The 21,854-nt window shown below is 39.4% G+C and carries 19 protein-coding genes; 7 read left to right on the forward strand and 12 right to left on the reverse strand.

Annotated features, from left to right (window positions below; translation table 11 throughout):
• Positions 1-57: 57 nt before the first annotated feature.
• On the reverse strand, positions 58-714 hold the full coding sequence (locus tag E0H87_RS12150; protein WP_131323841.1) for a hypothetical protein: 657 nt from the start codon (positions 712-714) through the stop codon (positions 58-60).
• A 279-nt stretch (positions 715-993) separates the two neighbouring features.
• Positions 994-1,632, reverse strand: a complete 639-nt coding sequence (locus tag E0H87_RS12155) for a cation transporter (protein ID WP_131323842.1) — start codon at positions 1,630-1,632, stop codon at positions 994-996.
• Positions 1,633-1,695: 63 nt separating this feature from the next.
• Between E0H87_RS12155 and E0H87_RS12160 the strand changes: the two genes are divergently transcribed.
• The 3 genes from E0H87_RS12160 to E0H87_RS12170 all read left to right on the forward strand — a co-directional run bounded on the left by E0H87_RS12160 (position 1,696) and on the right by E0H87_RS12170 (position 3,827).
• A complete protein-coding gene (locus E0H87_RS12160) occupies positions 1,696-2,100 on the forward strand; it encodes a Cd(II)/Pb(II)-responsive transcriptional regulator (protein WP_044739419.1) in 405 nt (134 codons plus the stop codon).
• Between the two features lie 80 nt (positions 2,101-2,180).
• Positions 2,181-3,575, forward strand: a complete 1,395-nt coding sequence (yegQ, locus tag E0H87_RS12165) for a tRNA 5-hydroxyuridine modification protein YegQ (RefSeq protein ID WP_131323843.1) — start codon at positions 2,181-2,183, stop codon at positions 3,573-3,575.
• A gap of 3 nt (positions 3,576-3,578) precedes the next feature.
• Entirely contained in the window at positions 3,579-3,827 is a 249-nt protein-coding gene (locus E0H87_RS12170; protein ID WP_131323844.1) for a YfhL family 4Fe-4S dicluster ferredoxin, read from the forward strand.
• A gap of 144 nt (positions 3,828-3,971) precedes the next feature.
• On the opposite strand, the gene ahpF is transcribed toward E0H87_RS12170, so the two are convergent.
• The 4 genes from ahpF to E0H87_RS12190 all read right to left on the reverse strand — a co-directional run bounded on the left by ahpF (position 3,972) and on the right by E0H87_RS12190 (position 8,565).
• Positions 3,972-5,537, reverse strand: coding sequence for an alkyl hydroperoxide reductase subunit F (gene ahpF / locus E0H87_RS12175; RefSeq protein WP_131323845.1), 1,566 nt, complete (start codon positions 5,535-5,537; stop codon positions 3,972-3,974).
• A gap of 140 nt (positions 5,538-5,677) precedes the next feature.
• Positions 5,678-6,607, reverse strand: coding sequence for a hypothetical protein (locus tag E0H87_RS12180; protein WP_131323846.1), 930 nt, complete (start codon positions 6,605-6,607; stop codon positions 5,678-5,680).
• A 31-nt stretch (positions 6,608-6,638) separates the two neighbouring features.
• Complete coding sequence (locus E0H87_RS12185; protein WP_131323847.1) at positions 6,639-7,757, reverse strand: toxic anion resistance protein; 1,119 nt, start codon at positions 7,755-7,757, stop codon at positions 6,639-6,641.
• Between the two features lie 13 nt (positions 7,758-7,770).
• Entirely contained in the window at positions 7,771-8,565 is a 795-nt protein-coding gene (locus E0H87_RS12190) for a tellurium resistance protein (protein ID WP_131323848.1), read from the reverse strand.
• Positions 8,566-8,858: 293 nt separating this feature from the next.
• Here E0H87_RS12190 and E0H87_RS12195 point away from each other — a divergent pair, with 293 nt between their 5' ends.
• Positions 8,859-10,913 (forward strand): TonB-dependent receptor plug domain-containing protein, encoded by a 2,055-nt coding sequence (locus E0H87_RS12195; RefSeq protein ID WP_131323849.1) that lies wholly within the window; start codon positions 8,859-8,861, stop codon positions 10,911-10,913.
• A 225-nt stretch (positions 10,914-11,138) separates the two neighbouring features.
• Here the strand turns inward: E0H87_RS12195 and E0H87_RS12200 are convergent, their stop codons facing one another.
• Together E0H87_RS12200 and hrpA are read right to left on the reverse strand one after the other, a co-directional pair.
• A complete protein-coding gene (locus E0H87_RS12200) occupies positions 11,139-12,254 on the reverse strand; it encodes a beta-ketoacyl-ACP synthase III (RefSeq protein WP_131323850.1) in 1,116 nt (371 codons plus the stop codon).
• A 30-nt stretch (positions 12,255-12,284) separates the two neighbouring features.
• Positions 12,285-16,208 carry an ATP-dependent RNA helicase HrpA gene (gene hrpA / locus E0H87_RS12205; RefSeq protein ID WP_131323851.1) on the reverse strand — a complete coding sequence of 1,308 codons (3,924 nt, stop codon included), beginning with the start codon at positions 16,206-16,208 and terminating at the stop codon, positions 12,285-12,287.
• A gap of 502 nt (positions 16,209-16,710) precedes the next feature.
• Here hrpA and ahpC point away from each other — a divergent pair.
• Together ahpC and E0H87_RS12215 are read left to right on the forward strand one after the other, a co-directional pair.
• Entirely contained in the window at positions 16,711-17,274 is a 564-nt protein-coding gene (gene ahpC / locus E0H87_RS12210) for an alkyl hydroperoxide reductase subunit C (protein ID WP_131323852.1), read from the forward strand.
• A gap of 199 nt (positions 17,275-17,473) precedes the next feature.
• Positions 17,474-17,680 (forward strand): KTSC domain-containing protein, encoded by a 207-nt coding sequence (locus tag E0H87_RS12215; RefSeq protein WP_016167443.1) that lies wholly within the window; start codon positions 17,474-17,476, stop codon positions 17,678-17,680.
• Between the two features lie 58 nt (positions 17,681-17,738).
• On the opposite strand, the gene E0H87_RS12220 is transcribed toward E0H87_RS12215, so the two are convergent.
• The 4 genes from E0H87_RS12220 to E0H87_RS12235 all read right to left on the reverse strand — a co-directional run bounded on the left by E0H87_RS12220 (position 17,739) and on the right by E0H87_RS12235 (position 20,960).
• Positions 17,739-18,341, reverse strand: a complete 603-nt coding sequence (locus E0H87_RS12220) for an O-methyltransferase (protein WP_131323853.1) — start codon at positions 18,339-18,341, stop codon at positions 17,739-17,741.
• 66 nt (positions 18,342-18,407) lie between these two features.
• A complete protein-coding gene (locus E0H87_RS12225; protein ID WP_131323854.1) occupies positions 18,408-18,629 on the reverse strand; it encodes a DUF1653 domain-containing protein in 222 nt (73 codons plus the stop codon).
• A 154-nt stretch (positions 18,630-18,783) separates the two neighbouring features.
• Positions 18,784-19,878, reverse strand: a complete 1,095-nt coding sequence (locus E0H87_RS12230; RefSeq protein ID WP_131323855.1) for a fatty acid desaturase family protein — start codon at positions 19,876-19,878, stop codon at positions 18,784-18,786.
• Between the two features lie 14 nt (positions 19,879-19,892).
• Complete coding sequence (locus tag E0H87_RS12235) at positions 19,893-20,960, reverse strand: ferredoxin reductase (RefSeq protein WP_131323856.1); 1,068 nt, start codon at positions 20,958-20,960, stop codon at positions 19,893-19,895.
• Positions 20,961-21,098: 138 nt separating this feature from the next.
• On the opposite strand from E0H87_RS12235, the gene fabR reads away from it, so the two are divergent.
• Positions 21,099-21,794, forward strand: a complete 696-nt coding sequence (fabR, locus tag E0H87_RS12240; RefSeq protein ID WP_131323857.1) for an HTH-type transcriptional repressor FabR — start codon at positions 21,099-21,101, stop codon at positions 21,792-21,794.
• The last annotated feature ends 60 nt before the right edge of the window (positions 21,795-21,854 follow it).

Raw genomic sequence — 21,854 nt, forward strand, 5'->3', positions numbered from 1 at the left:
TAGAAAATTATTCATTAATTAGATAAATAAAAATAAACCCTAATGATTTAAATATGGCTAATTTAAAACTTTCCTTCGAACAAAAAATAAGACAAAAGAAAAACAACTTCCCATATAAAAAATAATGAAGAATAATTTTTTATAGTTCTCTTTCTCATATTTTTCTTTAAAATAATCCTCATTATAAATATCACCATCATCAAGATAGAATGCATATTTTCTTGAATAAAATTCACTTACCACATATTTCACATACACCTTCCTCCCAACATCTTTATAAAATGGACAACCCAACTCTGAAATTGAACATTCAATTATAATTTTTGAATTAGTTTTTTCATCTTTCAATCTCAAACTTCTCAATGATGAAGGTTCAATCAAACTATCCCTACTCATAAATTCACCTACCGAACGAGTACTCTTTGCTTTTCTTTCAACCAAATAATAACCCTCTATATAATTGTTATTTTTAACATAAAGATTGGGATTTTTATAAAAAAAAGACACCCATGAATAGATAAATGCCCCAACCATTACCATAAATATTAAAAAAAATTGAAATTTCTGATCTTCAGAATAAGAGTAAATTGAATAAAATACACATAGATTAAAAATTAATAAATATGTATTAAAACTATCAAAAAAAATAAAACAAAAAATAATTTGAAATAGCAAATAAATACAACCAGCTTTACTTTTAAAAACTTGTGGCATACTTCCTCTTTTTGAAATTTTATTGATGTCACCAATTTTTCTTCTTTAAATAAAAAAAGAAATTCCATTTTTTTTATTTTTCACTCAACAATACACACATTCTATCCCTGACCATTTAAAAATTTATGGTTTTATAAAAAGTAAATTTGAGAAATTATAGATAAAAATCAATGAAATATAAATAAATCTTAATAGAAAATTTACAACATAATTCAACTTGTGATGAAATCCACAATCATCACAAGTTACTAGATCGACTATTCAATTCGACGTTACTTATTAACACTCTTCCAAACTACTTACAGTTTTACTGGCTTGTCGCTCTGCCAATGCCTGTTTAATGACACGATATCCTCCAGTTAAACCAAGCATTGACATAATTAAAGCCACAATTAAATCTGGAACTAAACTACCTGTGCCAAACACCCCAATCGCAGCAAAAATCACGGCAATATTGCCAATTGCATCATTACGGCTACACAACCAAACCGATTGCATATTGGCATCGCCATCACGGAAGGCATAAAGAATCACGGCTGAAATCACGTTAGCAATTAAAGCTAAAATGCCAATCATCCCCATGGTAATCGCTTCAGGGGGAATACCTTGACTATAGCTATACCCTGTTTTTGCAATGACGATGAGTCCAAAACTCGCCATGGTAAACCCTTTCAGCAACGCAACAGTGGCACGCCAATATAAACTTGCCCCCAATACCACCAGTGAAATGGCGTAATTGACTGCATCACCAAAAAAATCGAGTGAATCTGCCCAGAGCGCTGAAGAGTGCGCATAAGCCCCACCGATCAGTTCAACAAAAAACATCATCAGGTTAATAATCAGTGCAATCCATAAAGCTGTTCTAAATTTACTATTGGGTTTGACTGGTGCGGGTTCATGACTACAGCTACAAGCCATTTCCATACTCCTTGATCTATATTATGCTTATTTAAAACTATGGACTCGCTCTAAGGTCAAGCCATGCAGCATTATTTAATCCACCAACTCGCAAAAAAAACGCAATTACCTGTTGATACAGTACGCTTTTATGAAAAAAAGCATCTGATTATTCCTAGCTACCGTGCCGAAAATAATTATAAATATTATGATGAAGCAACCTTAAAACGGCTGCAATTTATCAAACAGTGCCGCGGCTTAGATATGTCACTTGCCGAAATTCAACAATTGATTGATCTCATTAAACAACCACAACAAGGGTGCCAAGTTGTCGATCAAATGATCGAACAGCATATTCTACAAGTGGAAAAAAACATTGCCGAATTGATCTCATTTCAAAGTCAATTACAGGAACTACGTCAATCCTGTTCTAGCAATACCACCATTGATCACTGTCAAATTTTGAAAAATCTAGGTTTATCAGAATAAAACCGACTAATTTACTGGGTTGAATCCTTTTTTTATATCCATACAATAAAGTCATATTATTTGTATGCCTTTATTTTGTCATGAGCATTCACCACGTCACTGAACTTCTCTCTCCTGCTGGTTCTTTAAAAAACATGCGCTACGCATTTGCTTATGGAGCCGATGCGGTCTATGCAGGACAACCGCGCTATAGCTTACGTGTTCGTAATAATGAGTTTGATCATGACAATCTCGCGATTGGGATTCAGGAAGCACATGCTTTAAACAAAAAATTCTATGTCGTGGTCAATATTCAACCGCACAACAGCAAGCTCAAAAACTTCATTCGTGATTTAGCACCTGTCATTGCCATGCAGCCAGATGCATTAATTATGTCGGACCCTGGCTTAATTATGATGGTACGCGAGCAATTTCCAGACATGCCTGTGCATCTTTCAGTACAAGCCAATGCTGTGAACTGGGCAACCGTCAAGTTCTGGAAAAACATGGGGCTCACTCGCGTGATTTTGTCGCGTGAACTGTCACTGGAAGAAATTGAAGAGATTAAAAATCATGTTCCAGACATGGAAATTGAAGTGTTTGTGCATGGCGCATTGTGCATGGCCTATTCTGGACGTTGTCTCCTTTCAGGCTATATGAATAAACGTGATGCCAACCAAGGTGCTTGCACCAATGCTTGTCGTTGGGATTACAAACTGCACCAAGCGCAAGAAGACGAAACAGGTGATGTGATTCCTGTGCATCAAGTCCAAGAAAACCAGTGTTGCAATAGTGATGTAGATGAACAACATGCTGTAGCGCAAAATCAATGCGCTGAACCGGTACTGTTACAACGTAATGAAGAAGATATGTTTGCCGTAGAAGAAGATGAACACGGCACATATTTCATGAATTCTAAAGACTTACGCGCAGTACAACATGTTGAGCGTTTGACCCAAATGGGTATTCATTCACTCAAAATTGAAGGTCGTACCAAATCTTATTTCTACTGCGCACGCACCGCACAAATTTATCGCAAAGCCATTGATGATGCACTGGCAGGTAAACCCTTTGATCCATCACTCATGCTACAACTGGAAGGCTTAGCAAACCGTGGTTATACCGAAGGTTTTTTACGTCGCCATGTGCATAGCGAATACCAAAATTATGAAACAGGTTCTTCACGTTTTGACCATCAACAGTTTTGTGGTGAAGTATTAGAACGTCAAGGGGACTACATTAAAATTGATGTAAAGAACCGCTTTGTTGTGGGTGATACGCTGGAACTCATGACCCCACAAGGCAATATTCAATTTGTACTGACCGAGATTTTAGACAAAAAAGGCAACTCCATTCCCTATGCCAAAGGCTCAGGTCATATTGTTGATGTTCCTATTCCTGCCGATGTCGATATGCGATATGCCCTGCTGATCCGTAATCTGCCAAACTCAGAAATCGATATTTCGGCATCTTCACTGGCCTATGTAGCAGGTTAAGTCATGGCTTTGAGAATCACGGATGCTTGTATCAATTGCGACATGTGCTTACCAGAATGTCCCAATGATGCCATTTATGAAGGTCAGAAAATCTACGAGATAGATGTGGCACGCTGTACAGAGTGCGTGGGGTTTTATGAACATCAAACCTGTATGGCAGTCTGCCCGATCGATTGTATTGAAGTTCATCCTGAACACATTGAAAGCAAAGCGACATTAGAGGAGAAATTTAAAGCGCTGAATATTATTTAAAATAAAAACTGTTTTAACCAAGTCTTGGGGGAAAACAATAAACAATAAAAAAAGGAACATCGGTGTTAGCGTCCTCAGTTCCTATAAAAAGTAAAAAGTTTAATAGCAAGCCAACATAACTCAGTGTATGTTGGCTCTTTTTTATTACTGACCTGAACGGATCATGTAATCAAAAGCAGATAGTGACGCTTTTGCACCTTCACCCGTCGCAATAATAATTTGCTTGTATGGAACAGTGGTACAGTCACCCGCAGCAAACACACCTTTCACATTGGTTTCATTGCGTTCATTAATCACAATTTCACCACGTTGAGTGAGTTCAACTGCACTCTCTTTTAAGAAATCCGTATTTGGTAACAAACCAATTTGTACGAAAATCCCAGATAACTCAACAGTGTGTTCTACATCAGTTGCACGGTCTTTATATTTCAAGCCAGTCACTTGAGCACCATCACCAATAACTTCAGTAGATAATGCATTCATGATCACTGTGGCATTTGGTAAGCTGTTTAACTTGTCTTGTAACACTTGGTCGGCACGCAGTTTAGTATCAAACTCCACCAAAGTCACGTGCTCAACAATACCTGCCAAGTCAATTGCAGCTTCTACACCAGAGTTACCTCCACCAATCACTGCTACACGTTTACCTTTGAACAAAGGACCATCACAGTGCGGGCAGTATGCAACCCCACGAGTACGGTATTCTGCTTCGCCGGGTACATTCATTTCTCTCCAACGCGCACCAGTCGAAAGAATGACCGTTTTCGATTCAAGTTTTGCGCCATTTTCAAGTTCAACAGCCACCAAACCATTTGCTGTTTGATCTGCACCAGTAATTTTATTCACACGTTGCAAATTCATGATGTCCACACCGTATTCACGAACATGTGCTTCCATATCCTGTGCGAATTTCGGACCCACTGTTTTCTGTACCGTGGTAAAGTTTTCAATGTCCATGGTGTCCATGACCTGTCCACCAAAGCGTTCAGCCACAATACCTGTTTTAATCCCTTTACGAGCCGCATAAATTGCAGCCGTACCACCCGCAGGTCCACCACCGATTACCAAGACATCAAAAGCATCTTTAGCATTTAACTTCGCTGCTTCTTTGTCAGCAGAATTGGTGTCCAGTTTGGCAATGATTTCTTCCAACGTCATACGACCTTGACCAATATGCTGATCATCTTGGAAAACCATTGGCACAGCCATAATTTTGCGTTGTTCAACTTCGTCTTGGAAGAACGCACCATCAATCATGGTTGCAGTTGAATCTGGATTATAGATGGCAATCAGGTTCAAAGCTTGCACGACATCTGGACAGTTGTGGCAGCTTAACGATACAAACACATCAAAGTTAGATTTAATATTTAAACCTTTAACCTGATTTAACACCTCTTCAGAAACTTTTGGTGCGTAACCTGATACTTGTAACAATGCAAGAATGAGTGAGGTAAACTCGTGTCCCATTGGCAAGCCCGCGAAGTGTACACGAGGTTGCTCTCCTGCTTTGGCAATTGCAAAGCTTGGACGGCGTGTATGTTCACCATCAAAGCGTGCTGTCACTTGGTCTGATAACACCGCAATTTCTGTCACTAGCTCTTTAATTTTTTCAGATTTTTCTGAAGCATCTAAAGACGCGATAATTTCGATTGGGCTTTCAAGACGTTCTAAAAGTGTTTTTAATTGAGCAGTAGTATTTTGATCTAACATTGCTAACGACTCCAGTGGAGAGATAATTAAGTTGATGAAGACATCATAGTAAAAAACATAAAATTGGTAAAACAGTTTGTATTTATAATCACAATCGAATTATTAGATAATTGATAAAAATCTTACATAACATGAATTACTTACCTGACATTTTTTAAATTTTGCTCAATTCTACGTGTTCTTGCAGAAAAATACCGCGAGAATGAATAGAAAATTAAACTTAAAATGACGTTTAGAATAAACACTGAAATAATCACAACTTGTAAAATATTTCCCCACTTTTGAGCCTGTTCAATTTGTGGAGAGATGGATTTTGCTAAGGGTGTAATCGCTTTGCCATAAAGTTGCTGCTGCATCGCCCACACTTGTGAAGGGCTAAAACCATATTGTATAAAATTGGGATCGTTTTGCTCGGCTTCAACCAAAGTTAAGACATAAGGAATCGCGGCATTTTCATCGGCAGGTGCATGCAACAATGCGATTTGCGCCAGTACGTAGGCTTTGACGGGTGGTGCAAGTTCGGTTTGGTCTAAATATTGAGCCAATTCACTTTCATGTAAGCTGTTTTTATACTCAATCGCAGTTGCATAAGGATCTGCTGCTTCATCATTCCAATCATATTGAACATAGGTCAGAGCGGACCAAATACATATAAATGCGATGATCCAGCCTACAAATTTCAGTACAAAAGATTGAAAGCGTATAGCAAAAAAGCGGATTTTCTTGAGAAAGTGAATGACAAAAAAAGCACCAATAAAAGCACTGGTTATTTTTAAGAACAACCAACCAAACCAAGACAATAAATTAAAAAAGTAATTTGGTGCTTGCCCAAACTGCATCAAAGTACGATCTGCCGATACAGGAATATGCAGTTGTTTGACCTCAAGGCTAATGCCAAACCAACTGTAAAGTATCTCCTGTTGTAGAAAATAACTAACCAAAGCCACAAGCGCCAAACTGGTTGTGAATATACACCACCGCATCAGATGTGTTTGCCGACGTTTTAAAGTCTGCACACCTTGCTGAATATTGGCGGTATTGACTGCATATTCATCTTCTAATTTGGACAAGGGACCTCCTGCAAAATTCTAAAATAACAATTTAGCGTTGATTCGACTCTAATACCAACTGACTCAAATTACTTTGTAAATTACGTAACCGCTGTGCTGCTTCTTCGCGCTTCTTCATCCCTTCTTTTTGCACTTGAAGTACATCATTCACCGTTTGGATTAAGGTATTTTGGACATGCTCAAGGGTTTCAATATCAATCACCGATCGCTGATTGGCACGCGCTGTATCGACAGAATTTTGATGGAGTAAATCGGCATTACGGCGCAGTAAGTCATTGGTCGCATCATCAATCGTGTTTGCCAACTGCACACTATTTTTTTGCTCTTGTAAGGAAATAGCCAAACTAATCTGGTTTTTCCATGCGGGTAATGTAATGTTTTTGATGGCATAAAACTTATCTACCAGCATTAAATTATTCGACTGGATAATTCGAATCATAGGCAAAGTCTGCATTGCAGATTGCTGTAGCACCTGCAAATCACTGACTCGTTTCTCCAAATTATTCGATAGATGATTCAGATCGTAAATTTTCTGGGTAATAGTCTGATCTTGTTCTTGTGTGGTGAGTTGAGCAATTTGCTGCTGAACTTCATGCTGCTTAATCTTGCCCGCAGCCACATAAACGCCTAACTGTTTATATTCATCTTGCACTGAATCAAACATGTGTTCGAGGGTTTTAACTCGGTCTTTTAAGCCAGATTGTGACGCTTCGATTTCTTTAACCAAAGCATCAATTTGCTCCTTGGTGGTATTAAAGTGCTGATCAAAACTCTGCTTCGCACCTTTGAATTTACTTAAAATACTGCCCAAAAAACCTGAGCTTTTAGACTGATTCAAAATACTGCTGCTGTTTAATTGCTGTGCCACTTGTACAACTTGATTCAGTTTTTGTCCCGTAGCATCTAAATCTTTATTTTGTACCAAACCTAGCAATTCATCCGTATACGTCGAGGTTTGCGTGGCAATATGCTTACCATATTCCGCAACACTCTGATGACTCATCTCTTCCAATTCTTTGGTTGCAGTCATCACCTCAGCCAAATCTGAAGGCTGCAAACCTAGCTCTTTTAAATTCAGTTGCTGAAACTGTTGTTCAGCCATCTCTGGCGTCATGATTACACTTAAATGGTTTTGCTCAGACTTGGTCATAATTCACCTAATTTTATGAAGAGTTTCCCGAAGGTTTCTCTAATGATTTTCTTAAAGTTTTAATCAATTTTTCACGGCTATTATCTAGCTTTAATAGCTCGGAAGTCGAGTCTGTCTGTTGACTTTGTTTGACATGATATTGCCAAGCTGGAATTAACACCTGTTGTGCTTCAGTAAAACGGTCAAGTAAACCTAAGGACAATTGCTGAGAAAGCTGTATTTGCTGCATGGCAATATCATTGCTGGCTTGTACGGTTTGCAAACTGTGAATTTTCTTAGATAAACGATCAGAAAATTGATCTAAAGGATGCTGCGTACGGAGCATGTTAGGATACTCCTGCACAAACTCTTGTGCCGCAACCACGTAATTCGCCATTCTTAAACGTAAGCCCAATAATTGCTGAAATCTCGATTCTGATTTCTGTATTTCTAAGCGTAATTTTTGACTTAAATGCTGGCAACGGTCCAACAACATATCAAGATTTTTATAGTAATCGATTTGTCCTGAACCATGCTCAATGTCTATACCAAGCCACTTTTGCAAAGCATTAAATCTGCGTTTTTTTAGGTATTTATTCGATTGAGATAAGGCTTGAATAAGCTCTTCAATACTTTGCCTAAACTGCTGGGTCAGCAATGGATCGACGCCTTGTAACAACACAGACTGAGCTTGAACAATCTGTTCAGCGTAGCCAGCCAACAATGCCGGATTATCAAAAATCGGCACTAATTCATTCCGTTGAATAGCTAAAATGTCCTGTCGATTGACCTCTATTTCAGATAAAGGAATCAGTTCAGTAACTTGCATTGCAATTTAGATCATGACCAGTACATCTCTGTTGTATCATAGCCATTAAAATTATCAACTCTGTATTTTTTATATCAAGGTAAAGCAGCCAATTGTCGGGATCTAAAATAAACAATAAATAAATTACAATCGATTAAAAAAACCATTCCCCGAAAATAACAACAAACTAAACTTATACATTCATCAAACTGGCCAACTTTTTATTCGCCAAGAGAATAATTCAATAACTCCACAATCTTTCTCCATAATTTTAGTTTAATCTTACGCAACATTACATTTGGAAACATAAAGTTATGGATGCGTTACAGCCTTCTTGGAAGTTTAGTGCACTTACTTTCGCTCTTTTGGGTGTCTCAATTACAGGCTGGGCTGCCGATAACGCACAAGTCGCTACAGCAGAACCTGTACAAGTTCTAAAGACATTAAAGCTCCAAGCAGACTCCTCAGCAAATAAGAATAACGATATTAGTGCCATTGCCAAAACCATTATCAATCGTGAAGAAATGCTGAAATATGGCGATCAATCTGTCAGTGATGCTTTAAGACGCGCAGCAGGTTTTCAAATGCCATCTGCTACTGGCCCGCGTGGTCTAGGCGGTGCATCAGGTATGCGCTTCCGTGGCGGCGGTGCGCCTATTTTCATGATCAACGGTGAACCTGTACAAGGCGGTCCGCGCGGCGGCATGTCCATTATTGATACCCTTACGCCAGACATGATTGAACGGATTGAAATCACCAAACAACCAAGTGTGACTCAAGCTTCGGTCGCTGCCTCTGCCGTGATTAATATTATTTTAAAAGAACCATTACAAAGTTCGCGTTTAAGTGGAACAGCACGTGTAGGCTATGGATTTAACCACTCTGAAGCCTCAGAAGAAGAGCGTAAAAATGTCTCTTTACAAATGGATGGGCGTAATAGTCCTTGGCTATACAGCGTATCTGCCAACCAAAATTGGGATGACAGCACTTCAATTACAGAAACTCAAACAGCAAACCAAACTCGTTTACAAAAAAATGTCGCTGAACGTAAAGGATCAATGATCAGCCCACGCCTTGAGTATGAAATTGATGACGAAAAGAAAGTCGTGGCAGAGCTGTTTTATCGCAATTATGAACGGGATGGCTCACGCTTAGACCAAGTTCAGCAAGACAAAAATGACAGTATGCGCCTAAATACGCGCTTCGAACGTCAAGTGAATAAGAACTCGGACAAAGTCCGTTTGTCTTATGAAAAACAAAATGAAACTGAACTTACCCGCTCTCCACTTTCTTCCTTATATATCGATCAGCAAATTGAAGAACTAGGGTTAGCTTATGATGGTGTTCGTCAATTTGATGAAAATCGTCAAATTAAGTTTGGCTTAGATACACGTTCAAACAGCTTAGAAAGCAATACAGCCGAAACTTTAGATGAGCAACGTTATGCCCTGTATAGCGAAGGCAGTTGGCGTTTTACCGACCAACAAACTTTGACTGTTGGTTTACGTCAAGAATGGGTACATCGTACAGGCTTAGTCGATTATGACGACCAAAACCTCAGCCCTGTCGTTGCACATCGCTATGATTTTGATGATCGCTGGTCACTTCAAACCAATATTAGTCAAGCATTTCGTAGTCCGAAGGCTGACGATTTATTACCGGCAGTATCTATTTCTACAGACAGTGATGCAGGCAGCTTGAATAACCCTGACCGTGGTGGCAATCCATTTTTACGCCCAGAAAAAATCACGGCATATGAATCCACTTTAGGATTTAATACATCTGCTGGCGGTGTTAATGTTACGGGCTTCTATCGTCAAATTGATGACTATATTGAGTCGGTCATTCAACAAGAAAATGGACGTTACGTAAAGCGTCCACAAAACCAAGATCATGCAACCACCTATGGTGTCGAGCTCTCTGGACGTTATGCATTAAAACAAAATGCTCAAGGACATTCATGGATGCTCAATAGTCAACTCTCGACCATTCGTGCCAAAGTCGAAGATGATATTACGCACCAAGAGCGTTTAGCCAGCGATGTTGCACCTTATACAGCCAGTATGGGGCTTTCTTATAACTATCAGCCGTGGCAACTTTCGACCAGTGCCAACCTCAGTTATACCCCAGAATTTACTCGTGTACTAGAAAATCAACCTTATGATCGCACCAGTAATGAAAGAGTCAATCTGGACATTAGCGCAACCAAACGCTTTAAAAAAGGTTGGGCGACTACATTAAGCACGCGCAATCTGTTAAGTACCGACTACAAAGAACGCCTGAATTATCAATCCGATGGTAGCCTCTATCAAGCACGTACAAGCCAAGCCATTCCTAGCATATTGTTCAGCGTAGAGAAAAAATTCTAAACCAAGATTTTCATGTGAAACTTAAAACCTTCAACTGACTCAGGCTGCTTGATGGTTTTAAGTTTTAACCTTATGTGATTCATTTAAAATAAAAATTACTGCTTTCTATTTTAACTCGACATAAAAAAACATCCCCTCATCTTTCAAGTCTATAACCCTGAATATGAGAGGATGTTTTCGAGTCTATAACGCTAAGCCAAAAATGCAGGCTTTTAGGCTACAACATTAAGCAACGTGCTTTTGAACCAAAATTGATCCTACAGAATAACCCGCACCGAACGAACACAGTACGCCATACTCACCATCGTTCACTTCGTGTGCAGAACGATGTAATGCAATAATGACCCCCGCAGAAGAAGTATTGGCAAACTCATCTAGAATAATTGGAACTAAAGCCGGATCTGCTTCAGCCGCTTCTTTACCCACGACTAATTTTAAAATCAGTTCATTCATATTCTGATTGGCTTGATGCAACCAAAAACGCTTAACCTGCTCAGGTTTAATCTGATTCTTCTCAAGCTGATTGGTAATCATTTTTGCCACAAGTGGACAAACTTCTTTAAATACTTTACGTCCATCTTGACGGAATTGCTTGTCATCACGTGAAGTGAGTTCAGAACCGTTTAAGAAGCCAAAGTTATTACGAATGTTGTTTGAAAATTGCGTAAATAAGTTGGTATCTAAAATTTCAAAGCCTGTTTTTGTCTCTGTATTTTCAATAATTGAAGCTGTTGCAACATCACCAAAAATAAAGTGACAATCACGTGAACGGTAATCCGTATGACCTGAAGTTAGCTCAACGTTGACTAACAACACACGGCGCGCACCCGACTTAATGGCATCATAGGCTTGTTTTAAACCAAAAGTTGCCGCAGAACATGCCACATTCATGTCATAAGCATAACCTTGAATACCCAGTGCCGTCTGAATTTCAATCGCAACCGCTGGATAGGCACGTTGTAAATTTGAACATGCCAAAATCACGACATCAATATCTTCTGCCGTTACACCTGCATTTTCCATGGCTTGCTTTGCAGCAATCACGCCCCACTCTGCCTGAATAGATAACTCTTCATCGCTACGCTCAGCTAAACGTGGGCGTAAACGATTAGGATCTAATACACCTGTTTTTTCAGCAACGTAACGGCGCTTTACACCAGACGCCTTTTCAATAAACTCGGCACTAGAACCACGACGTGCTTCTAACTCGCCTGCTGCAATTTGTTCAGCATGGTCTTGGTTATACTGTTCCACATAAGCATTTAGACTTTCGACTAGCTCTTCATTGGTAATGACGTGTTCTGGGTGGAACAAGCCTGTACCTGTAATACGGATGCCCATGTAAAACTCCTTCTCTGAATTCGCTCAATTTTAACCGATACTAAGACGTTCCCATAGCTTTTGTAGCCGTGTCGCAGAAATAGGCATCTTGGTTTTCATCGGTTGAGAAAACAACGAAATACGCAACTCTTCGATCATGAAATACAATTCTTTCAAACGAACGTCATTTTTATATTTAAATAATTTATCCATCCACGGATCAATTTGTCCAATGGCAGCAATATCTCGTTGGAGATTATTGGGCAAGCGGTCCAAACGCAATAGCAAAGCTGCTAAATATCGTGAATACTCAGTCCACACATCGACGGGTTTGCTATAGACAAAATTCGCCAACTGCATTAGGTCTAGCTGATCTTCAATATCATCCATACTACGCCCAAAAATATCCGCATCTAGCATTAATAATTTCTGGCGGATGCTCTGCCACTGAATAAAAATATCACTCATCATTTTTAACGCCTGTTGACCGTGCGTTAAAAAGTTTTGTTTAACCGTTAAGAGTAATTGCTGAAATTCCGCCTGATTAATCGGCAGTTCAGTAATGGCTAATTGTAGCGTGGCATAAACCAACATCTGTTCCAGTTTTGCCTTGTCACCTAGTGGCGAATATGCCAGCGCCATCGGCTTGGAAATTTGCTTTTTCAATTGACGGACCAAGTCTCCCAATTGTAAATGCATCAGATGAATAATCCCTTCACGGTGCTGCTTAATCGCTTCATTCTGATCATTAAAGGTCTGTATCACGATGCCTGAATTATCTTTAGCATCTAAATTTGCAAAAACTTTAACAGGAACCAATGCTTGATATTGTTTGACGACAACCCCTGTGACTTTATGCGAAGCTTCAAACACAAAATCTTCAGGGAAAACCTGAAACTGTCCCTTGGCTTGCTTGACGGGGCTATGGGTTTCGGTACGGCAACGTGCTTTTAATTCCGCCAGATTACGACCTTTTTCAATCACACGTCCTTTTTCATCAATCACTTTAATGAAAGGCAACAAATATTGATCAATTTTTTCAAAGGAAAAATCTTTTTCGGTAATCTGCTCACCACGGAGTTGAAATGCCAAGAAGCTAAATAAATGCTCGCGTAAGTGTACCGCATCTATACGCTGCATGATTTTTTTTGCAGTATCTGGAATCGGGACTAAATTACGACGTTTATCTTTTGGTAAAGCTTTTAATAAGGCTTCAATCAAGTCTTGTCGCCAACCTGGTATTCCCCAAGACCAAATGTTTTCATCGACTTGTGGTAAAGCCTGCACTGGAATTTTAACCGTAGCCCCATCTTCATCATGACTTGGGTCAAAACGATAACTCGCGGCTAAACGTAGCTCGCCATTATGCAAATAATCAGGGAACTGCTGCGTGGTTGGACGATCATTCATCCACAATGCATCGTCTTCTACATATAAGAAACGTGGCTGTGTTGGCTCAATGGTGGCACGCCAGTCTTCAAAACTGCGACGACTGGCAATTTCAACTGGGACTTTAGCCGCATAGAACTGATAAATGGTTTCTTCATCGACCACTAAATCACGTCGACGCAATTTGTCTTCAACCCGCTCTACTTCTTCCAATTTTAATAAATTATGTTTTAAAAATGACGGAAGTATGCCCAGATTACCCGTGGTCAATGCATCTCTCAGGAAAATTTCATGCGCAGCAAGATGATCAACCTTTTCATAATTGATCATTTGTTTTGGCTCAATAATCAAACCAAATAAAGAAATCTGCGCATAAGCATTCACAATGCCTGCTTTTTTCGACCAATGCGGTTCAAAATAATGGTATTTCAATAAATCACGTGCGGCCAAAAGAATCCATTCAGGTTCAATTTTGGCTAAGGTACGTAAATAAACCTGTGAGGTTTCCACCATTTCAAACGCCATAATCCACGGCGTATTGCTCTTATGCAGAGTTGAAGCAGGAAATACACGCGCTTTCTGTTGGCGAACAGCCATAAAAACGTTGCGCTCGTCAGTTTTATTGGCAATAAACGACAATAAACCCGTCAATAAAGCACGATGCAAGTTTTCATAACTGGCTTTTTTATCATTAAAGGAAAGGTTTAAGCCTTTGGCTAAATCCAACAATTGTTCATGAGTTTTTTTCCACTCACGTAGACGCAACCAACTCAAAAAATGCTGCCGCGCGAAAGTACGACGCTTGTTTTCACTCATGGACTCTACAGGGTCATGAATCGCTTCCCATAACTTCAAATAAAACAGGAAATCAGAGTCCGCTTCACGAAATAAAGCATGTTTTTGATCTGCCTGCATTTGCTTATCCGCAGGGCGCTCACGAGGATCTTGTACTGCCAAAGCCGCGACAATAATCAGCACTTCATTTAAAACCCCAAAATGTGCACCGCCCAAAATCATACGGGCTAAACGTGGGTCAATTGGCATTTTTGCCATTTGTTGACCAATTTTCGTGAGCGCATCTCCCTCACCCCCTTTGTTAGAAAGAGGCGTTTTTTCAAGTCCTTCTTTATCCAAAGAGGCCTTAGGCGGATTTTTCTCAGTCATCGCACCCAGTTCAACCAAGAGTTTACGACCATCATTCACAAGTCTGTGATCTGGCGGTTCAATAAAATCGAAGGCTTCGAGCGAACCTAACCTCAGACTTTGCATTTGCAAAATAACAGAAGCCAAATTGGTGCGTTTAATTTCAGGTTCAGTAAATTCAGGACGACTTTGAAAATCTTCTTCACTGTATAAACGAATACACACACCCGGTGCGATACGTCCACAACGCCCTTTACGTTGATTGGCTGCAGCCTGTGAAATTGCTTCAATCGGTAAACGTTGCACACGTGAACGATAGTTATAACGCGAAATACGGGCAAAACCACTATCAATCACATAACGGATGTTCGGTACTGTCAAAGCGGTTTCAGCTACGTTGGTCGCAATAATAATGCGTCGACCACCGCCTGAAGCATTAAAAATCTTTTGCTGATCTGCCAAAGCCAAACGCGCATAAAGCGGTAAAATTTCGGTATGACGTGGACCATACTTTTGCAAGGTTTCTTGTAATTCTCGAATTTCCTGCTCGGTACTGGCAAAAATTAGAATATCGGCATGTTCAGGATGACCTTTTTCCTGTGCATCTTGAAAACATTCTTCTACCGCTTGCACCACCGCACGTGGCAAATTCTCTTCAAAATCATCAAATTCATCATCATCACTGCCGCCAATGCTTAACTCGGAAATTGGACGATAACGGACTTCGACAGGAAAGCTGCGCCCTTCCACTTCAAAAATAGGCGCGCCATAAAAATATTGGCTAAAGCGTTGCACATCTAAAGTTGCAGAAGTCACAATGACTTTTAAATCAGGGCGTTTTGGCAATAACTGCTTTAAATAACCCATGATAAAGTCAATATTAAGAGAGCGCTCATGTGCCTCATCAATAATGATCGTATCGTATTTACTTAAATAGCGGTCATGCGAAAGTTCTGCCAGTAAAATACCATCTGTCATTAAGCGCACAATCGAGTCTTGCGAACCTTGCTCGTTAAAACGGACTTTAAAACTGATTGATTCCCCGAGCTTTTCTCCCACTTCTTCTGCAATACGCTGTGAAACGCTACGAGCGGCCAAACGACGCGGCTGGGTATGTCCAATCATACCTGTTAACCCACGCCCTGCCAGCATGGCTATTTGGGGTAACTGCGTGGTTTTACCCGAACCTGTCTCCCCCGCGACAATAATCACCTGATGCTGTTGAATTGCAACCATCAATTGTTCAGCAGATTGTGTAACTGGTAAGTCTTGGTTCAGTTTAATTTGTGGAAGACGTGAAAAACGCGCGCGTACTTTAAGATTAGACTGTTCAAACAGCTCTTGATATTGTTGTGGATCACCATCTTTGCTACGGCGTAGTCGATTTAAACGATGACGGTCGCGGGCCATAACCCATTGATCGATATTTAAATGACTTTGCACAGATGAGTTATCCCAGTAAAAATTGAATCGCCCATTTTACGCTTTAAGCTGCCATAGAGAAAGCTTCTTCAACACGATCGTGAATCTGGTCATGAAATATGGTTATATTTCACCCCATTTCATGCAGTCATCGCTAAGGTTAAAAGCTGAATATAGATGTGGACTAAACACTTTTTACGACATTGCAAAGTTAAATTTGTCAGAAAAATAGACAATTACATCCACTTAAAATATCTTTTTTCAATTTTAGCCTTGAAATTCGAGACAGATGGCTGCATGTTGAATAACGATTTAAATACGACAATTTGATTGTGACGTATTGTCATTTTTTCATCATCAAATTCATTTGTAATGAACCATGGTGATATTGGGTGAAATGGTGTTTAAATCTCTAATTCGGTTTTTCCGATGCCTGTGATGTAAAAATACTGTTTCAGCAATAATAAAAATTTCGATATTCTACTTCCAAATTCAAAGACTAACCTCAATCATGGAGACAATGATGAGCTTAATTAATACCGAAGTTAAACCATTTAAAGCACAAGCTTTCTTGAACGGTCAGTTCATTGAAGTTACAGAAGCTGATCTTAAAGGCAAATGGTCTGTATTCTTCTTCTATCCAGCAGACTTCACTTTTGTATGCCCAACTGAGCTTGGTGACCTTGCTGACAACTACGCTGAATTCAAAAAATTAGGCGTTGAAATTTATGCAGTTTCTACTGACACTCACTTCACGCACAAAGCTTGGCACGATTCTTCTGCTGAAATTAAGAAAATTGAATACCCAATGGTTGGCGACCCAACTTGGACACTTTCTAAAAACTTCGAAGTATTAATCGAAGCTGCTGGTCTTGCTGACCGTGGTACTTTCGTTATCGACCCTGAAGGCAAAATCCAAATCGTTGAAATCAACGCTGGTGGTATTGGCCGTGATGCGCAAGAACTTCTTCGTAAAGTTAAAGCAGCTCAATACGTTCATGCTCACCCAGGTGAAGTATGCCCTGCTAAATGGAAAGAAGGCGATGCAACACTTGCTCCGTCTATCGACCTAGTCGGTAAAATCTAATTTTTTAAAATTAGATTGAATCAAAAAAACCACGCCTTATGCGTGGTTTTTTTACAATTTAATTTCATGTAATTTTATTTAGAAAATATTTGAAGTCCTTGTAATTTCTGCTATACATTGAAGTAAGCCTTTTGTTTTATTTACCTTGAATTAAACAGAAAGGTCCATTGAGTTTATTCACAAATTCAAGGAGGTATGTATGGGAATAATGCTTGCCGTGACTTCTTGGAAATACAATGCGACTTCAAGATACTTAAAAATTTTTTATAATAATGGTTCTGGAGAACTCTACCACCCTGTGCCCCAATTTGTTTACGCCAACATGCTACGTTGTAGTGATAAAGCCGCTTTTGTACACAAATACCTAGAATACGACTTGCACTTCACACGCATTACCATCCAATAAATAACAACAAAAAAATCAGGGTAAGCCCTGATTTTTCATACGAAGCCTGCGTATCCGCTTAAACATCATAATCTTTAGCAGTAATGACCAATAAACCTGCACCTAAAGGTAAGGTGGATAATAAATAGTTACCTTCTTCTTTTACCAAATGGGTAAATGCTTTCACTTCTTCCGCATGTGAAATTACATTATCTACAATCAAAACTCCGCCTTGTTTAGACAATAAGCGTTTTAAATCTGACCAATAATCCACATAGGCATCACGTTCTGCATCGAGCAAAATCAAATCATATTTTTCGGTACATTCAGCCAAATAATCTTTGGCATCTCCCACCCAAAATTGAATCAATGAATCAAAACCAAATTCCTGTGCGAACTGCTGTGCTTGCTGACTTCGCGCTGCATCAATTTCCAAAGTCGTGAGCTGTCCTTGTGTGACCTGCAAAGCATCTGCCAGCCACAAAGTGGAGTAACCCGTTGATGTTCCAATTTCTAAGACGTTCTTGGATTTCTGAATCCGAATTTGCATCGCTAAAAATTGGGCAGAATCGGGTTCAATATTGCGGTAACGTTGTAATCGGTCTTTCTGAGTCACGTCATGTTTTTTAAAAGAAACATATAAATCATTTATTCTTGCTTTAAATTGTTGGCTCAAACTCATCGAGACATCCCTGTTTTTAAATTAACGATATATTAACTTTCATTTTTTATTTCATTCGTTTTCTATTCATATACCAGTTTTTTGTATCAAGTGAAAGCGAGGAACTGTTTTTCCATCGCCTAAAGTCACTTGCTCAGTAAACATACTCAAAGGACGTACCCATAAAGAGTAGTCGCCATATAAGCATTGATAAACCACCAGTTTTTCTTCTGTTTCACTATGCGTTGCTACAGAAAATACCTGATACAACTGACCTTTATAATGTTGATATATACCACGCTCTAACATCGTTGCACTCTACAATAATCTGCGATATCTCATGCTAAATCATTCAATCTGGTTTGGAAATTCAATCTGTTAAAGTTATTGTATTTTTATCTACATCACGTCAAAAAGAGCGCAGAAAAAAACCACTTCCGAAGAAGTGGTTGAGTATGTTCAATTATTTTTTGAATGGAAACGCATATTTCACAATACGTTTAATCACACTACCGTACTGTTTGACCAAACTGGCATTGCTGTAATTCAAACCATATTTCTCACACACGGCTTGTACTTTAGGCGCCATTTTACGGTAACGACGCGCAGGTACATCTGGGTACAAGTGATGTTCGATTTGATGACTTAAATGCCCAGTCAAAATATGGAATGCTTCTGAACCCGTCAAGTTTGAAGACCCACGAATCTGACGCATATACCAGTGACCACGGCTTTCATTTTGCAATACCGTTTTCGGGAATACTTCAACATCTTTGGTAAAGTGACCGCAGAAAATCACACTAAAAGTCCAGATATTACGAATCCCGTTTGCCACAAGGTTCCCTGTAAATACAGGCAATGCCGCTGGACCTGCAATCAATGGAAAGAATACATAATCCTTGAACAATTGCTTGCCAATTTTACGTTGTAACGGCTTCCACTCTTCTTTCAGCTCTTGTTTAGATTTACGTCCAAACCACACTTTACCAATTTCAAGATTTTGAATGGCTACGCCCCACTGAAACATTAAGCAGAATGGAATGCTATACAAAGGCTGTAATAAAAAGCCTGGTTTCCAACGTTGTTCTGGGAATAAACGCAGCAAACCGTAACCAATATCATCATCCATACCCTTAATATTGGTATAGGTATGATGTTTATAATTATGGGTTTGACGCCAGTTATCAGACGTACCGACAATGTCCCACTCGTAATTTTGCCCACTGAATTTAGGATCATTCATCCAGTCATATTGACCGTGCATGACATTGTGCCCTAATTCCATGTTTTCCATGATTTTGGCAAAGCCTAATAAGCCTGTGCCCAAAATCCATGCTGGTGGGAACCAACCTGCAAATAAGCAGGCACGCCCAGCAATTGAAGCGTACTGTACGGTTGAATAAACACGACGGATGTATTTGGCATCTTTTTCACCAATATCATCCAACACTTCTTGTTTGATCGCGTCCAACTCACGTGCCAATTCATCTAACTCAAATTGAGTAAGTTCACGATTTTTTGGGTTCTTAAAATATTGTGCTTTTACTGGCATATTCATAATATTGAACTCTCTTATAAATCAATCACAAGATCTGTTTTGGCAGAACTTACACACAGTTTTAATGGATTACTTGGCTCGCTATTTTGTTGACCATTCAGCATGTCTTGCGTTGAGCCTTGTACTTTATTACATACACATTTATGGCAAACACCCATACGGCAGCCATAAGTCGGTTTCACGTTGGCATGTTCTAGCCCAACTAAAATCGATTGACCACGTGGAATTGCAACCACTTTATTAGATTTGCTTAAAGTCACATTCACAAAGCCCGTATCATCATTTACCACAGGCGTCATGCTAAATGCTTCACTTTGGAACAGTTGCGCTTGAGCAAACAATTGCTCTGCTTGCTGAACAAAACCTGAAGGACCGCAGGCATACACGATTGCCTGATCAATATCAGTCAATACCTCAACCTGAGCCGCATTTAAACGTGCATCTGCATTTTCTTCTTGGGTATAAAACACTTGATAAGAAAATTGCGGATATTGCTTTGCCCACTGTTCAAAATAAGATTTGAACGCGAAATCTACATAGTGCTTCACCCAGTACATCACATGAACTTTACGCTCACGTAATTGCTCTGACTGAGTTAAAGCCGTCAATAAACTGTACATTGGGGTAATGCCACTACCTGCGGCCAACAAAATCAATGGTTGATTTTGTTCAGGCAACAACATATCGCCATAAGGCTGACCAAATTCAAGTACATCACCAATTTTAGCTTGGTTAATTAACCAGTTACTAACTTTACCTTGCTCTACTTTTTTAACGCTGAGCAACACATGCTGGGCATCAATCTGAGTCAAACTATAAGTCCGCTCATAACGCGCACCGTTAACATCTACCATCACAGGATGATGCTGGCCCGCTTGACCCATTTTGAAATGACGGTTGACTGCAATTTTCAAACTCACCATCTCTTCAGCGGTATTGTCTTTTTGAACAATCTTGCCGAGGGCTTGGTCAACAGACCAAAGTGGATTGACCTTTTGCAACCAAAAATTCAAAGAGTGTTGATCTACAACACTTTCGACTAAAAAATTAAGGGGAGAATTTGATTTTTTTAGCATGAACATCTTTAAGACCACGCAATTGACTTTTAATTATTATACACATGTATATATATTTGTATATATATTCGTATTTTTTTATTCATTTCACATCACAGGCAGTAAAGGCTATAATGCAAAAAAGCATTTAATCTATTGAAAAATATGAACCAGCCTTCGATCAAAACAAAACACGACACTACGACTCATGACCTTAAAACGGTGCATGAACCAGTTGTAGTTCGTTCTGTCGGTCGTAAAGCTACCATTACGAAAGATGAATTGTTCCAAGCAGCGCTCAAACTGATTGGACCGCAAAAAAGCATTGCCTCTTTAAGTCTACGTGAAGTTGCGCGTGAAGCAGGTATTGCACCAAATAGTTTTTATCGACATTTCAAAGATATAGATGAGCTTGCCATTGAGCTGATAGACCGTTCAGGTATTGTGTTACGCCAAATTTTGCATGAAGCACGTTTAAAAGCGATCAAGCAAAGCAGCATTATTCGTAGTTCGGTCGAAGTATTTATTGAACAGTTAAATACTGATGAAGGCAATTTAAGTCTGTTACTCCGTGAGGGTTATACAGGCTCTGCCTCGTATAAACTTGCAGTAGATCGGCAACTTAACTATTTTCAGCAAGAACTGAAAGATGACCTGATTCGTTTAGAACGTCTCAATCACAGTAAAATGGCCCACCCTGACTTAGCCGCCAAAGCGATTACTCAACTGGTATTTAATATGGGGGCCAAAGTCATTGATTTACCGAATGAAGAACGTAAAGCGATGGCGGAACAAACCATGATTATGATTCGTATGATTTTGGAAGGTGCGCGTCATTTGGATGAATCGCAAATTCATTAAATAGATTGGCCATTAGAATTCCCAATAAAAAAGCACCAAATGGTGCTTTTTTATTGCTCG

It is taken from the genome of Acinetobacter sp. ANC 4178 (assembly GCF_004331175.1).
Lineage (GTDB): Bacteria > Pseudomonadota > Gammaproteobacteria > Pseudomonadales > Moraxellaceae > Acinetobacter.